Origin of the sequence: Aliarcobacter lanthieri (genome assembly GCF_013201625.1) — a bacterium.
In the GTDB taxonomy this organism is placed as follows: domain Bacteria; phylum Campylobacterota; class Campylobacteria; order Campylobacterales; family Arcobacteraceae; genus Aliarcobacter; species Aliarcobacter lanthieri.
This window is the reverse complement of the sequence record NZ_CP053839.1, coordinates 1,828,532-1,844,474: the sequence shown is the minus strand read 5'-3', so window position 1 is coordinate 1,844,474 and position 15,943 is coordinate 1,828,532. Positions and strand designations below refer to the sequence as shown.

The following is a 15,943-nucleotide window of genomic DNA, read 5'->3' as shown; positions in this document are numbered from 1 at the left end:
CTATTTTTTGCGTATATGAAGTTTAGTTTTAAAAATCTTTTTTCTAGGGATTTAATAGCAGTAGCATTGTTCCTTTCAATGCTTGCTATTATTATTGTTCCTTTAAATCAAGTAGCAATAGATTTTTTTATATCATTATCTTTAGCTATATCATTTTTAATTCTTTTAATATCTTTATATATTCAAAAACCAGCTGATTTAACAACATTTCCAACACTTTTATTAATATTAGTTATTTTTAGATTAGCACTTAGTATTGCAACTACTAGATCAATTTTAAGTGAAGGTCATAATGGTCCAGAAGCTGTAAGTAGTATTATTACAGCTTTTGGAGAGTTTGTTGTTGGTGGAAATATGGTTATTGGTGTAATCATATTTATTATTCTTGTACTTATAAACTTTATGGTTGTTACAAAAGGTGCTACAAGAGTTGCTGAAGTTACTGCAAGATTTACACTTGATTCTATGCCTGGTAAACAAATGGCTATTGATGCAGATTTAAATGCCGGATTTATAGATGATAAAGAAGCACAAGAGAGAAGAAAAGCACTTATAACTGAAGCAAACTTTTATGGAGCTATGGATGGATCTTCTAAGTTTGTAAAAGGTGATGCAATTGCTGGTATTATTATTACAATTGTTAACATCATTGGTGGATTATTAGTTGGAATTTTTCAACATGGTTTAGATGCAAGTGAAGCTGCAAATATTTATACAATTTTAACTATTGGTGATGGACTTGTTACTCAAATTCCTGCACTTATTTTATCTACTGCAACAGCAATTATTATTACTAGATCAAATACAGATGAAGAGAGATTTGCTTCAAGAGCTGTAAATCAACTTATAAAAGATACAAAATCATTAATCTTAGTTGGTATTGGATTACTCTTATTTGCTTTAGTACCAGGTTTCCCAACAGGTATATTGATGATGATGGGATTTTTATTAATAGCTATGGGATATGTCATCATTATGATAGAAAAAGGTGATGATAATATTGTAACCAGATTTTTTAAACCACAAGTTGCTAAAAAAATTGAAAAACCAAGTGATTTAAAAGAGAAAAAAAGAGCAGCCTCAATTCCAGATGAAAGTCAAAGTATTGAAACAGTTATGAAGCTTGAAGTGTTAGAACTAAAACTTGGAGTTAGACTTTTACAACTTGTTCAAGGTAATTCAGAACTTCTTGATAAGATTAAGGCTATTAGAAAAAATATAGCTGCAGAATTGGGATTTGTAATACCACAGATAAGAATTTCTGATGATACAAATTTAGCTCAAAATGAGTACCAATTTTATCTTAAAAGAATTCCTATTGTAAAAGGAAGAATAGAAGTTGATAAATTTCTTGCAATGGGTGGTTTAGGAAATGAACAACTTGATGGAATAAAGGTTAAAGAACCAGTTTTTAACCTTGATGCAATTTGGATTTCAAAAGATTTAAAAGAAGAAGCCTTGATGAAAGGGTTTACTGTTGTTGATGCTCCTACTATTATTTCTACACATATATCAGAGATTATTAGAAGACATGCAGAAGATATTATAACTAGACAAGATATTGTTGATATTATAGATAGATTGAAAAAAGATTTCCCTATTGTTGTTGAAGAAGCTATGAAGGTTACATCTTATGGAAGTATTTTAAAAGTTTGTAAAGATTTACTTCATGAAAAAATACCTATTGTAGATATGCTAACAATAATTGAAGCAATAGCAGATATTGCAGAGTTTACAAAAGCTCCTGAAATATTACTTGAACATGTTAGAGCAAAGCTTTATAGGCTTATAACTCAAAAGTTTAAAGATAGTGATGGAATTTTACATATTGTTACAATAAAACCAGAATTAGAACAGCAATTTATAGGTAAACTACAAGAACATCATGGTGCGTCACAATTAATGCTTAGTATCTCTGAAATCAATAATCTTGTTACAAAAACAAAACATCTTTTAGATGAAGTTGAGAAAAAAGGTTTTTCTAAAGTTGCTATGGTTGTAGATCCAGTTTTAAGAAAAAGAATTTCAGAAATTTATGAGAAATTTGGACTTACTTTACCAGTTTTATCCCATGCTGAACTTGACTCAAAAGCAAACTTCGCTATTGAAGGAACTTTAGAGTTCTAATCTTAAAATACTTTTTTTATCTTTTTAAGGAAAAAATTTGAAATATTATATAAACTTTTTAAAAGAGCATAAAGTTATTAGAGATTTATCTTTAGTAAATTTTATCTCATCTTTTGGTGCATGGTTTTCAACCGTTGCTATATATACTATGGTAGTAGAATTTGGTTCAACTGAACTTGCTATTTCAATAGTAACAGCTATGCACTTTATACCAGCAATTATAATTGCACCTTTAAGTGGGGCTATTATAGATAGAGTAAAGATTAGACCACTTATGGTATCTTTACTTTTTGTTGAACTTTTTATGACTATAATGTTTTTAACTATAAATGATTTAAGCCATCTTTGGATTTTATTGATTTTTATATTTATTCGAATGAGTGCTGCTTCTATGTATTTTTCTACTGAAATGTCAGTATTAGCTAAATTATTAAATGGAAAAGATCTTCAAACAGCAAATGAAATTAATTCTATTATTTGGTCTTTTACTTATGCTGTTGGTATGGCAACAAGTGGATTTATAGTAAATTTATATGGCGTAAAAACTGCAATTATTATTGATGTATGCATATTTATATTGGCTATATTAGTATTTATTCAAATAAAATTTAATATAGAACATAAAAAAGTTACAGAGAAAATATTTGAGTTAATGAAAGATGGTTTTTTATATATTAAAAATAATAAAAATATTTTACATCTTATTTTTTTACATTCAAGTGTTGGGCTAACTTCTTATGATGCTCTTATTACTATATTAGCAAAAAATCAGTATAAAGAACTCATTGCTGTACCTCTTGCTATTGGATTATCAAATGCCGTAAGAGCAGTTGCTCTTATGATAGGTCCTCTTTTCTTAAATAAAATAGTTAAAAAAGAGAATCTTCATTATTTACTAATTTTTCAAGGATTAACTATAATTTTATGGGCAACAACACAAGACAATTTCTACTTGTCATTGGTTGCATTATTTTTTGTAGGATTTAGTACAGCTTTTTTATGGTCTTACACATATTCATTACTTCAAAATAGTTGTGATAATAAGTATATTGGAAGAGTAATATCATATAATGATATGTTTTTTATGTTAGCACATGTTTCAACAACTCTTTTTATTGGAGTTATGGCACATATTACAACTACAACGGTTATAACTATTTGTTTAGGAGTTGCATTTTTACTTTTTGCATATTATTATACAAAGATTTTAAAACTAATTTAAGGAGAAAGAATGATTTTAGATTATGAAAATATAAATGAGTTAAATAGATATAAAATAATGTCTGGTAGTATAATTCCAAGACCAATAGCTTGGATTGTTACAGAGGATAATGGAATTTTAAATGCTGCTCCATTTTCTTATTTTATTCCTATTTCTACAAACCCAGCTTTGGTAATTGTGGCTATTGGAAAAAAAGATGATGGTAGCCCTAAAGATACATTAGCAAATATTTTAAAAGCAAAAAAAGCAACTATTTGTTTTCCAAATAAATCTAATGTTGAGCAAGTACAAAAATGTGCTAATCAACTTGCAAAAGATGAAAGTGAAATAGAAAAGTTTGAAATTGAAGTAAAAAGAGAATTAGAAGATTATCCTCCAATAATTAGCTCTACTCAAACAGCACTTTTTTGTGAATACTTTGATACGTACAAAATTGCTGGCGATACAACACCTATTATTTTAAAAATAAATTTTCAATACATTGAAGATGGAAGAATAAATGAAAGAAACCATACAAATATTGAAAGTATAGGAAGAGTAGGGGTTACTTTTAAAGCTATGATTGATTTATAAACTAGATAGTATTTTCTAGTTTATATCTACTATATAATAATTGTTATTAGTTTTATATTCTTTTAAGTTTATTTGATTAATATTTCGTTTACTTTTTGATAATTTTCATACTGATTATCAAATTGCTAAAATAAGATAAAACCTCCTAAAATTTATCGAAATTTTAATCTAAAAAACAAAAAAGAAAGGAAAATGATGAAAATCAAAATGGCTAAAACAGTTGCAACAGCACTCCTAGTTTGTAGTGCTGGTGTAACACTATCAAATGCAAATGAAGCGAAACTAGATGAGATTACGGTAAGTGAGACAAACCAAACTACTACTTATACAATTAAAGAGACAAGTTCAGCAGCAAAACTTGATATGTCTTTAAAAGAAACTCCTCAATCAATAACAGTTATGACACAAAAACAAATACAAGAACAAAATCTTCAAGATTTAAATGATGTTTTAACTCAAACTCCTGGAGTAACGTTGACTCAATTCGGACAATTTGGAGCTGGATATACATCTTATTATGCAAGAGGTACATCAATTACTAATTTCCAAAGAGATGGTATGCCATCATCAGAGATAAATATTGGTAGATTTAATGGTTTTGTAGGATTAGAAGATACTGCTATTTATGATAGAATCGAAATTATAAGAGGTTCAACTGGTCTTACAAATGGAGCTGGAAATCCAAGTGCAAGTATAAATTATGTTAGAAAGAAACCTACAAAAGAGTTTCAAGGGGATGCTAAAGTATCTTATGGAAGTTGGGATACTTATAAAGGAACAATAGATATCTCTGGTGGGCTAAATTCAAATGATAGTATAAGAGGAAGATTGGTTGCTTCTTATGGAGAAGGTGGAAGTCAACAAGATAGATATAATAAAGAAAATAGTTTAATATATGGAGCTTTAGATTTTAATTTATCTGATAATACTCTTTTAACAACATCTTTAACATATCAAAAAACAAATGTAGATAATGCTTCTCCTCATGGATTTAGTTCTGTAACTAATGATAATCCTCCTCAGAAACAGATAACTTTTGGAAGACATGATAATGCGGCTGCCGATTTTACATATACTGATATTGAGAGATTAAATGTTTCTTTAGGATTAGAACATTATTTTAGTAATGATTGGAAAGCAGTTGGAGGATATTCATATTCAAAAACAAATACAGAAAGACTTTATGCAGTTGCAGGTTCAAGTTCTTTTTCTTATACTTCAGGAAAAATGGGTGGACAAATGGGATATGTAGAGCGTACTCCTGAGACACATTCTATTGATTTATATGCAAATGGAGATTTTAATTTATTTGGAAGAATACATAAATTATCATTTGGAGTAAATGGGCATCAATCTAAAACAGATGATCCAGCAGAAGTTAGAACACCATTTACAGTTGATATAAATGGATGGAATGGACATGTTGCAAATAAACCAATAATGCCGACAACAAAAAATAGATATGTTTTCGATGAAAAACAAATTGGTGCTTTTGCCGCTTTAAATTTAGAATTATCTGATCCTTTACATTTTATTTTAGGAGGAAGAATATCTAATTTTGAAAGAGTAATTAATAAGGGTACTGCAACACAACAAACTCAAAAGTATAATGCTGAATTTACTCCTTATTTAGGATTAGTTTATGATATAAATGAGAATTTTGCTACTTATGCTAGTTATACATCTATTTTTAATCCAACTTCTACAGCAAAAGATACAAGTGGAAACTATCTTGATCCAGAAGAGGGAAATACAGTAGAATTTGGTTTAAATTCAGAATTCTATGATGGAAAATTAAATACAAGTATTGCTTACTTTATGACAAAACAAGATAATTTAGCTGTTTCTGATACTCCAAATTTAACTCCAGAAGGAAATACTGCTTTTAAAAGTGAGGATGGAGTAAAAATAAAAGGTTGGGACTTAACTGTATCTGGAGAACTTTTACCAAACTGGAATATATCAGGTGGATATACATATACTGATGCAAAAGATAAAAATAAAGATAGATTAAGAACTGGAGAAGTGCCTAAACAAACTCTGAAATTTTTTACTACATATAAATATAATAAGTTAACTGTTGGTGGAGGAGTTAACTGGCAAAGTGAAATTCATAGTTCAACTAATAATACTAGTAGTTTAAATAAACAAGATTCTTATACTATTGTAAATGCAATGGCAAAATATGATATTAAAAAAGATTTTAGTGTTATATTAAATGCAAATAATTTATTTGATGAAGAATATTTATTAAATACTGGAGGTTCACAAGCTTGGGGAGCTGAAAGAAATTATACTTTATCTTTAAACTATAAATTCTAAAAGAATATAAAAATAAAATAGAGAAAAAGAGGGATAAGAGATCTCATTTCCAAGATATAAATTTTGGGGATGAGATTTTTTGATTTATATAAAAGGATAAAAGAGTATAAATATGATAGAGCGATTAAGTAAACAAGAAGAGAAGAGGCTTTTTAATCAAAGATTACAAAGAGTACATGTTGCAATAGGGATAAGTTTTTCATTTTTAATGTATATAGCACTATTTTTTGGAATATTTGCAATTTTACTTCCATATATAAATAATTGGGAGAAACCAATAACTCATATAAAAATGACAAATACTTCTACTATAGATTATGATAAGATTTTAAATCAAGTTTTAGAAGATTCAGATTTTCCAAAAAATAATCCAATTACAATATCACTACCAGGATATATGAAAGATCCAACTTTAAAAGTATCTACACAATTTGTTGAACCAAAAATATTTGATCCAAATACAACTTTAGAATTAAAAAAAGATGATGGAGTCTTTGAACTTGCAAACTTTCTAAACTACTTACACTATGGAAGATTATTTGGTGAATTTGGTTGGTATATTTTTGGGTTTATGGCTGTTGCAGGAGTATTCTTAATAGTTGGTGGGTTAATTCAAATAATTATAATAAATTATAGAGATAGTACTTCTAGTCAAACAGGGACATTTTCAAAATGGCATAGAAAAATACTTCTTTGGACAATTGCACCATTTTTAATTATTGTAATAAGTGGTGTTTTTATGAATTTAGGTAAGAAAACTGCTCCATTGATGACAACTGTTGCCACAAAAGGAGAGATAAAAGAAGTTGGTAAATTTATATTTCCAGCAATTCATCCTCAAGATCCCAAAATAGAAAAAATAGGTGAAGTAGTAGAAATGCTTTCAATAAATGAGTTATTAAAAAAAGCTCAAAGTATAGCACCTGAACTAAATTTTTATAGAATAAAACTTACAAATTGGCAAGATTCAACTTCTGTAGTAAAGTTTGAAGGATATAATCCATATATGCCATTTTTAAATGGACTTTCAAATTTACCAAATGTAATTCTAAGTGGTGTAGATGGAAGTTTGATAAGTGAACAAAAAGTATTAGATAAAAGATGGGGTTCAATATTCTATGATACTATAAACTATATTCATCTACTTTTTAGTGTTGATGATATTACTAGAATGGTAGTATTTTTTATAATGCTTATTACAACTTTAGCTATTGGATTTGGAAATTTATTATATTTAGAAAAAAGAGCTAGAAAGTTTCCTACTAATATTCCAGTTTATCAAGGCTTTGGAAAACTATCACTTGCAGTTATGTTAGGTGTTATTCCTGCAACTGGAGTATTATTTGTTCTTCAATGGTTGCTTCCTTTAGATATGGAAAATAAAGTTCTAATTACAAAAGGATTGTTTGCTACTTTTTGGTGTTTTACTTTTACTTACTCTTTTTATAGATTAAACTCTTATCAAACAGCTAAAGAGTTTTTATATTTAGGTGGTATATTGTTTATATTAAGCTCAATAATTCATTTTATTAATAGTGGATTTAATCCTATTAGACTTTTAAATGAAGGAGTTTATGTAGTATTAGCTATGGATATAGGTTTAATATTATTTGGTTTAATACTATTGATAATTGCTTATAAATTACCAATACAAAGAGATAAAATACAAGAATTCTGGACTTCAAGAGGTGTTAAATGAGAAACTATATTCGTAATTTAAAAGTACCCGAAAGAAGTGGTAAGAAAATAGGATTGTTTAGAATCTTATGTTCAATTATTGGTGGATTAATTGTAACTTTGTTAGCAATGGCTTTGCTTGTAACAATAGTTCCTATAGGTAAAGAAGATATCACATTGGCAATTATTATAATAGATGGTTCAGTTTGGGCATTGATTGCTTTGTGGATTAGTTTAAGTGCTAGTAAATATGTTGCACTTTTAAGATGTATTGTTCCAAGTTTAGTATTAATAATTGCATTAATAATACTTTTTAATATTTAAGGAAAAAAGATGAAAAAAATATTTATGCTTTTAGCATTAGCTTTTAGTTTGTATTCTCATGAACTAATATTAATAGTTGAAGATAATAAAGATAATACTATTACAGTTGCAGGAGAGTTTGATACTGGTGATTCTGTTGCAGGGGCATTAGTTAGATTAGAAAGTTTAGTAAGTGGTGATATTCTTTTCCAACAAAGACTTCCAGAATCACAAGAAGTAATAGTTGAAATACCAAAAGAGCCATATAGAGTTGTACTTGATGGTGGAAGTGGTCATAGTTTGATAAAAGCTGGAATTCCTCCAATAGAGGGATTTAAAGAGGAAGTAAAACAAAATGTATCAAATAAGAAACCAGTAAAAAAAGCTGAAAGTATTATTCCTAAATGGGATAGTTTAACTATAACATTTTTTAGTTTGTGTTTATTAGCATTTTTACTAGCTATTTATTTTAGTCATAAAAATACTAATAAATTATTATCTCAATTAAAAGAAAGTTAATACTCTCTTTTAATTAAACTGCATTATTCCCACAATATCCACATTTTTTTGCAGCAACTGGAATATCCATAGCACAATCACAACAAGTTTTTGTTTTTGGTGCTTCTTCCTTTTCACCTTTTAGTTTATTATAAGATTTTATAAACATAAATACAACAAACCCTAAAATTATAAATGAAATTGTATCATTCATAAATACACCAAATTTTATAGCAGGTGCACCAGCTGCTTCTAAAGCTGCAAGATTGGCATAAGAGTTTCCATCTAATGGGATAAATAATTGAGAAAAATCAACTCTTCCAAGTAAAAGTCCAATAGGAGGCATTATTATATTTTCTACCATAGATTTTACAAATGTTGCAAATGCTGCACCAAATATAAAACCTATTGCCATATCAACTACATTTCCAGATATAAGAAATTTCTTAAATTCTTTAAACATTTTTATCCTTTTAAATTTTTTTAAATTATATTTAAAAATAGGTTTATAAAAAATAAATATTATTATTTTCTTACAAAATAATCAATAAATAATCCCTAAATTACATCTCAATAACAAGGAAACTTTATATAAACACCTATTTATAAAATAAATAGTAAATTGCCAAAAATATAAATTGGGGAAAGGCAAATGAGCAATTTAAAATTAAGGAATAAAATCTTTTTAATATTAGTTTTACCAATGATGGCAATTTTTATGCTCTCTTCTGTTTTGATTTTTGAAAAATTTGAGAGAGTTGTAGATATGAATAAAACATCTAGTTATATAGATTTTACAGTTGAACTTTCAAAACTTCTTAAACAACTACAAAAAGAGAGAGAATTAGCAGTTTTATATATAAAAAATTATGGAGAAGAAATAAATAAAGATGAGTTTGAGAAACAGATAAAATCTAGTATTAGTACACAAAAAGAGTTAGAAGATTTTATAAATAATTTTGAATTGATAAAAAAAGACAAAATACTTTTAGAAAAATTTGAAGTATTAAAAAAGAGTTTAGCCTTTATAGATGAGAAACGAGCAAGTGCAATAGAATTAAGTTTAGATAGTAAAACTTTAGAAAATTTTTATAATGAAGTTATCATAACTTTAATGTCTTTTTTTGATGAATTATTAGTATATTCAAAAAGTAAAGAGCTATTAAAAGCTTCACAAACATATATCTCAATTATAAGTATTATAGAAAAAACATATAAGGAAAAAGATTTAATAAAAAATATTTTTAATTATAATATTATTTCAAATAAAGATTATAATAGTTTTATCTCTTTATTAATTTTTCAAGATTCAGATATAAATGAATTAAAAGGAAATTTAACAAAAGAACAATTAGATTATTTTTATAAAAAATTTGAAGATAGTATTTTTAAAAATATTGAAAATTCAAGAAGAGTAATTTTTTTAAAAATAGAAAAAGAGAGTTTGATAAATACTATAAAAGATGCTTTGGGATATGGAGGATTAATTCATCTATATAAAGACTTTATACTAACAAGTGATGAGAATATTTTAAATCAAATACAAAGAAATCATACAAAGATTTTAAGAGCAATAAAAGATTATCAAAAATTAGAATATTCAAATGAAGAAAAAGAACTCTTAACTGATATTCAAAATGCAATTGATATTTATATGGCAAAGTCATTTAATAGTGAGTATTTAGAAGATACTAAAGAGTTAGATTTAAAAACTTTAAAAGCTTTAGAATATTTATCAAAACATATTTATGGAGCAAACATTGAAGATTGGGAAGATAGTTCTTCTAAGAAAATAGAGATACTAGAAGATATAAAAGAAAAAATTGTAAATGATACATTAGCTTTTATTGATATAAATGTGAAAAATTCAGACAATCAAATACTACTATTTTTTATTTCTTTAATAGTTCTTACTTTATTGATTTTTCTTGTAATTATGATAATGACGAGTAATGTTACAAAATCTATTAAAAAATTTGAAAAAAATTTAGAAGAATTTTTTTCTTATTCAATGAAAGAAAAAGATGAAATAAAGCTAAATAAATTAGAAGGTAAAGATGAATTTGCTTTAATGACAAAGAATATGAATACACAAGTTTTAAAAATAGAGAAAATTACAGAAAATGATAAGCAAGCTATTCTTGAAATAGCAGATATTATGGGAAAAGTTAATAATGGATTTTTTGAATATTCTATAAAAGCTAAACCATCTACAAAAGAGTTAAAGACTTTAGTAGAAATAATAAATAAAATGCTAGATAGAACAAGACTGAAAATAGATAGTTTAAATTTATTATTAAGTCAATATAGTGAAGGAAACTATCAATTTAAGCTAGACGAGGTTCATACAAAAGGTATGTATGGAGATTTTGGGATACTTTGTAATTCTACAATATTATTAGGACAATCATCTTCTCAATTAATAGCGATGATAACAAATGCTGGTAAAAAACTAGAAGAGAATACAAAAATATTGACAAATTCATCAAATGAATTAGCAATTTCATCATCAAATCAAGCTATATCTTTAAAACAGACTTCTTTATCTCTTGAAGAGATAACACAAAATTTAAAAAAGAATAATGAAAATATGAATAAAATGAAATATATTGCAGATGAATTGAATAGTGCTGTAAATCAAGGTAGTAAATCTGCAACTCAAACTTTTAACTCAATGGATGAAATAAGTAAAAAAGTAAAAGCTATAAATGAAGCTATAACAGTAATTGATCAAATAGCATTTCAAACAAATATACTGAGCTTAAATGCAGCAGTAGAAGCAGCAACAGCTGGAGAAGTGGGAAAAGGATTTGCTGTTGTTGCTAGTGAAGTAAGAGAGTTAGCAAATAAAAGTGCAAATGCTGCAAAAGAGATAAAAGATTTAGTAGAGAGTGCAAATCTAGAAACAAATGATGGAAAAATGATAGCAGATACTATGATAAAGGGATATGAAAATTTAACTTCAAAAATATTACAAACAAAAGATATTATTCATAATGTAACTTTATTTAGTAAAGAGCAAGAATCAGGAATTATTCAGATAAACGAAACAGTTTCAAAACTAGATTTTGCAATACAAGAAAATGCTCAGACAGCATCAAATATTGATAAATTATCAAATGAAGTATCAAATTTATCAGATAAATTACTACAAATTACATCTGCTTCAAAAATAGATGAAAAGTATTATGATATGGTTGAAAATGTAGATTTAATAAAATATATATCTAGTTATAAAAATGATCATATCAACTTTAAAAAAAGATATTTTAAAACTTTAGATACTTTTGAAGATTGTATGGTAGATAGTTGTAAAATTTGTAACTTAGGAAAATGGATAGTTAATTGTGAAAATAGGAACGAAGCTTTTGTAAAAGATGAGAAATGGCAAAAGCTAAAGCTTAATCATGAAAATATGCATAAAATGTTACAAGAATATGTAAGTCAAAATGCAAGTAAAGTAGAAAATCAAGTTTTAAGAAAAATAGCAAGTCAAATAGAAGATAGTACTATACAAGTTTTTGATAGTTTAAATGATATTTTATATCTTGAATCAAAAATAAATAAAAAATAGCCTAAGCTATTTTTTACTATTTTACAAATTGATGAAGTTTTGAACACTGACCTAAATATATGTCTTTTCCACACATATCATTCATAATATCTTGAAAACTATGAGCACGAGCATTATAAACATATACAAAAATTTCATCACCTTTTTTTAAAAAATTTTTTTTACCAAAATCTGTATATGCTGTTGCTCCAGCAGCTATTAAAATACCTTTTGAATTTTGTGCATATTTTAAGAATTGCCCTAACTCTTCAAGTGGACCACAATCTTCTTGGCAATTCAAAATATCAACCATCCAATCTTTTAGTTTAGTGAAAAAATAGCTATAAGATTTTACAGCACTTGTAGTTCCATAATCATAAACTATTCCATCTCGTTTTATAAAAGAAGAAATATGATATTTACTTAAAACACCTTGTTCTGTAAAATTATCAATAGGGATAATATCTTGAGAAATTCCTTTTGTTTTTTCTCCCCAATTCTTTTTTGTACTTAACTTATTTCCATCTTGAAATCTAAGTGAGCAGTCATTAAATGCTGTAAAATACTTAGGTATAATATCGATAATTTTTTCATTTTCATATACAAAATCACAAATTAGTGCAACTTCGGCTTCTATTTGGAGTTTATCATCTTCTCTTCCATGAGTTAAGACAATTTCATCACATAATGGATAAGTTCCTAAAAAGCTATTGTGTCCTTTTATATAAAAAGGAAATATTCCTTTTGGTGCATCTTTTTCTTTAGTTTTTATTACTGCAAACTCATCAGCTTCTCCAGCTTCATTTAGATGACTTGCAAAGTTTCCAGCAACTGCAAAACCTAAATAATCTTTTAAATCTTCTAGTAAATTCATAATATAATTCCAATACAATTTTTTTGAAGTGATATGATAGCTAAGTTTTTAATTAAAAAAAGTCAAATAAGGGATATAATTCCTTAAATTAAGTTATTTTTAATATTTTTTACAAAAGGTGTTACCTTTTGTAAATTTTTTATTTAATTGTTCTCCATTTTGCTGGACCTGTTGTATGAATAGAATTACCTTCAGTATCAACTGCAACAGTAACTGGCATATCTTTTACTTCAAATTCATAAATAGCTTCCATTCCAAGCTCTTCAAATGCTAAAGTTTTTGCACCTTTTATTGATTGAGCTATTAAATATGCAGCTCCACCAGTTGCTATTAGATAGATAGATTTGTATTCTTTAATTAAATCAATTGTAGGTTGTTTTCTTTCACCTTTTCCAATCATTCCCATAATACCAATTTCCATCATATCTTTTGTAAATTTATCCATTCTTGTAGATGTCGTTGGTCCAGCAGGTCCTACAACTTCACCTTTTACTGGGTCTACTGGTCCTACATAATAGATAAATCTATCTTTTAATTCTACTCCATTTGGAAGTGCTTTCCCTGCATTTTTATATTCAACTATTTTTTTATGAGCAGCATCACGTGCAGTTAAAATTTTTCCTGATAAAAGAAGTGTATCTCCAGATTTAAATTGTGATAAATTCTCTTTTGTTAAATCTTCAATATTAACTCTTTTTATTGTATCCATTGGAAGTTCTATATCTGGCCAAAGATCTAAATCAGGTTTATCAAATTTGGCTGCTCCATTACCATCTAATTCAAAATGAATATGTCTTGTTGCTGCACAGTTTGGAATCATAGCAACAGGTAATGAAGCGGCGTGACATGGATAATCTAAAATTTTAACATCTAAAACAGTAGTTAATCCACCTAGTCCTTGAGCTCCAATTCCTAGTTTATTGATATCTTCATAAAGTTTTAATCTTAGTTCTTCAAGTGGATTTTGAGGACCTCTAGCTTTTAATTCATGAATATCAACATGTCCCATTAAAGATTCTTTTGCTAAAAGCATAGATTTTTCAGGATTTCCACCAATTCCAATTCCTAAAATACCTGGAGGACACCATCCTGCACCCATATCTTTTACGTTTGCCATAACCCAGTCATATATACTATCAGATGGATTTAAAACAGTAAATTTAGATTTATTTTCACTTCCTCCACCTTTTGCAGCAACAGTAATCTCTAATTTATCAGAGTTATCTGTTGAAATATGAATAACAGCTGGAGTATTGTTTTTTGTATTTACTCTTTTCCCAGCAGGATCTGATACAACTGAAAATCTTAAAGTATTATCTGGATCTGTATAACCTTTTGCAACACCTTCATTTAAAACATCTTCTAAATTTCTAGTTAAATCTAAATTTGCTTTTAAACCAATTTTTACAAAAATATTTACACTTCCAGTATCTTGACAAAGGGGTCTATGACCCATAGCACACATTTTTGAGTTAATTAAAATTTGTCCAATAGCATTTTTTGCTGATTCACTTTGTTCTTTTTCATACGCTTCAACCATACCTTTTACGAAATCTTCAGGATGATAAAACGAAATGTATTGACAGGCTGATGCAACCGAATCAATAATATCTTGTTCTGTAATTTTTTTGCTCATAAGTTTTCCTTTTTTTGTTTTGTGAACCTTGAAATTATATCAATGCAGTTTTAAATATAGGCTTTTTCTAAGCTATATGTTAGGATATTTTTCAAAACTGTTTAGTTTAGAAAAGCTTATTAAAAATAAAAAAAGCTACCCACTAAAAAAGAGTAGCTTTTTTATCTTTTATATTAAGAAAAAAATCTTGTTTCTACAATATCTTGTAATTTAACACCTGAAAATTTAGCTCTTTGAACTAATTCCCAAAAATATCTATAAGTTGCTCTATCGTGTAATTCTCCATCATATTGAATAGGTCCCCACTCAGCATCTTGAGCTTTTATTAATATATTTTGTGCAGCTTCAAGTTCTGTAAAGTCTGGTTTCATAGCATCAACAATAGCTTGTACTTGTGTTGGATAAATTGACCACATTCTCATAAATCCAAACTCATTTCTTGCTCTTTCTGCATCTTTATAAGTTTGATATGGATTTTTTAGGTCTAAAGTTACATTATGACAAGGAATTACACAATTTTGAATAGCAGCTTGTGCAACTCTTGCTTTTGCAGCACCTATAAGTCTATGTTCAAATTGTCCTGGACTTCTCATATTAATTGCTGGAATTGCTCCTTGGTATCCTGAAACAAAATCCATTAAACCAAAATCTAAAACTTGTAACCAAGGTAAAGTTGCAATTTTTTCAACATCTTGTAATGCTCCATGAGTTTCTATTAGAACGTGAATTGGAATCTCTCGTTTTATTCCAGACTCTTTAGCTACTTTTTGAATATATTCAATTTGAGTTTTTGCATCTTCATAACAAGTAGATTTTGGTAAAGTGATATAAGCTAAATTTTCTCCAGCTCCTGCAACTAATATATCAACATCTTGTCTCCAATCTGGATGAGAGTGGTCATGTATTCTAGTACCAGCCATTTTATATGGATTTTCATCAGAATTTACAACTCTAACTATCATATTTGCATGTTCAACTTCTTTACCAGTTTCTGCACCATCTTCACAATCACAAGTAATATCAAAAACAGGTCCTAACTTTTTTTGCATTTCAAAACCTTTTAGGATTAGTTTTTCACTTCCTGCAAAGTGTTCACAAGTTGGAATAATTGGTAAAGATTTACCAGATTCAAATAAAGCTTCTCTTGGGTGTGTCATA

General features: G+C 27.4%; 12 protein-coding genes. 8 read left to right on the top strand and 4 right to left on the bottom strand.

Annotated elements, in window-relative coordinates:
* Positions 1 to 15 precede the first annotated feature (15 nt).
* The 7 genes from flhA (at position 16) to ALANTH_RS09295 (ending at position 8,743) form a co-directional block, all read left to right on the top strand.
* Positions 16 to 2,127: a flagellar biosynthesis protein FlhA gene (flhA, locus tag ALANTH_RS09325; protein WP_026803928.1), complete on the top strand. Its 2,112-nt coding sequence runs from the start codon at positions 16 to 18 to the stop codon at positions 2,125 to 2,127.
* A 37-nt stretch (positions 2,128 to 2,164) separates the two neighbouring features.
* Positions 2,165 to 3,349 carry an MFS transporter gene (locus ALANTH_RS09320; protein ID WP_026803927.1) on the top strand — a complete coding sequence of 395 codons (1,185 nt, stop codon included), beginning with the start codon at positions 2,165 to 2,167 and terminating at the stop codon, positions 3,347 to 3,349.
* Between the two features lie 9 nt (positions 3,350 to 3,358).
* Positions 3,359 to 3,922, top strand: a complete 564-nt coding sequence (locus ALANTH_RS09315; protein WP_026808216.1) for a flavin reductase family protein — start codon at positions 3,359 to 3,361, stop codon at positions 3,920 to 3,922.
* Positions 3,923 to 4,117: 195 nt separating this feature from the next.
* Positions 4,118 to 6,244 (top strand): TonB-dependent siderophore receptor, encoded by a 2,127-nt coding sequence (locus tag ALANTH_RS09310; RefSeq protein ID WP_228133206.1) that lies wholly within the window; start codon positions 4,118 to 4,120, stop codon positions 6,242 to 6,244.
* A 112-nt stretch (positions 6,245 to 6,356) separates the two neighbouring features.
* Complete coding sequence (locus tag ALANTH_RS09305) at positions 6,357 to 7,943, top strand: PepSY-associated TM helix domain-containing protein (protein WP_026808214.1); 1,587 nt, start codon at positions 6,357 to 6,359, stop codon at positions 7,941 to 7,943.
* Entirely contained in the window at positions 7,940 to 8,245 is a 306-nt protein-coding gene (locus tag ALANTH_RS09300) for a hypothetical protein (protein ID WP_026803923.1), read from the top strand. The genes ALANTH_RS09305 and ALANTH_RS09300 overlap by 4 nt, the downstream gene beginning before the upstream one ends.
* A gap of 9 nt (positions 8,246 to 8,254) precedes the next feature.
* The gene (locus ALANTH_RS09295; protein ID WP_026803922.1) at positions 8,255 to 8,743 is read left to right on the top strand and encodes a hypothetical protein; all 489 of its coding nucleotides are present in this window, start codon (positions 8,255 to 8,257) and stop codon (positions 8,741 to 8,743) included.
* 13 nt (positions 8,744 to 8,756) lie between these two features.
* On the opposite strand, the gene mscL is transcribed toward ALANTH_RS09295, so the two are convergent.
* Complete coding sequence (gene mscL / locus ALANTH_RS09290) at positions 8,757 to 9,185, bottom strand: large conductance mechanosensitive channel protein MscL (protein WP_026803921.1); 429 nt, start codon at positions 9,183 to 9,185, stop codon at positions 8,757 to 8,759.
* Between the two features lie 189 nt (positions 9,186 to 9,374).
* On the opposite strand from mscL, the gene ALANTH_RS09285 reads away from it, so the two are divergent.
* Positions 9,375 to 12,296 (top strand): methyl-accepting chemotaxis protein, encoded by a 2,922-nt coding sequence (locus ALANTH_RS09285; protein ID WP_026808213.1) that lies wholly within the window; start codon positions 9,375 to 9,377, stop codon positions 12,294 to 12,296.
* 16 nt (positions 12,297 to 12,312) lie between these two features.
* Here ALANTH_RS09285 and ALANTH_RS09280 read toward each other — a convergent pair whose 3' ends face one another.
* From ALANTH_RS09280 to ALANTH_RS09270, 3 genes are all read right to left on the bottom strand, one after another.
* Positions 12,313 to 13,149 carry a DUF5718 family protein gene (locus tag ALANTH_RS09280; RefSeq protein WP_026808212.1) on the bottom strand — a complete coding sequence of 279 codons (837 nt, stop codon included), beginning with the start codon at positions 13,147 to 13,149 and terminating at the stop codon, positions 12,313 to 12,315.
* A gap of 139 nt (positions 13,150 to 13,288) precedes the next feature.
* The gene (locus ALANTH_RS09275) at positions 13,289 to 14,785 is read right to left on the bottom strand and encodes a fumarate hydratase (RefSeq protein ID WP_026808211.1); all 1,497 of its coding nucleotides are present in this window, start codon (positions 14,783 to 14,785) and stop codon (positions 13,289 to 13,291) included.
* Between the two features lie 173 nt (positions 14,786 to 14,958).
* Entirely contained in the window at positions 14,959 to 15,942 is a 984-nt protein-coding gene (locus ALANTH_RS09270) for an HpcH/HpaI aldolase/citrate lyase family protein (protein ID WP_026803917.1), read from the bottom strand.
* Between the last annotated feature and the right edge of the window lies 1 nt (position 15,943).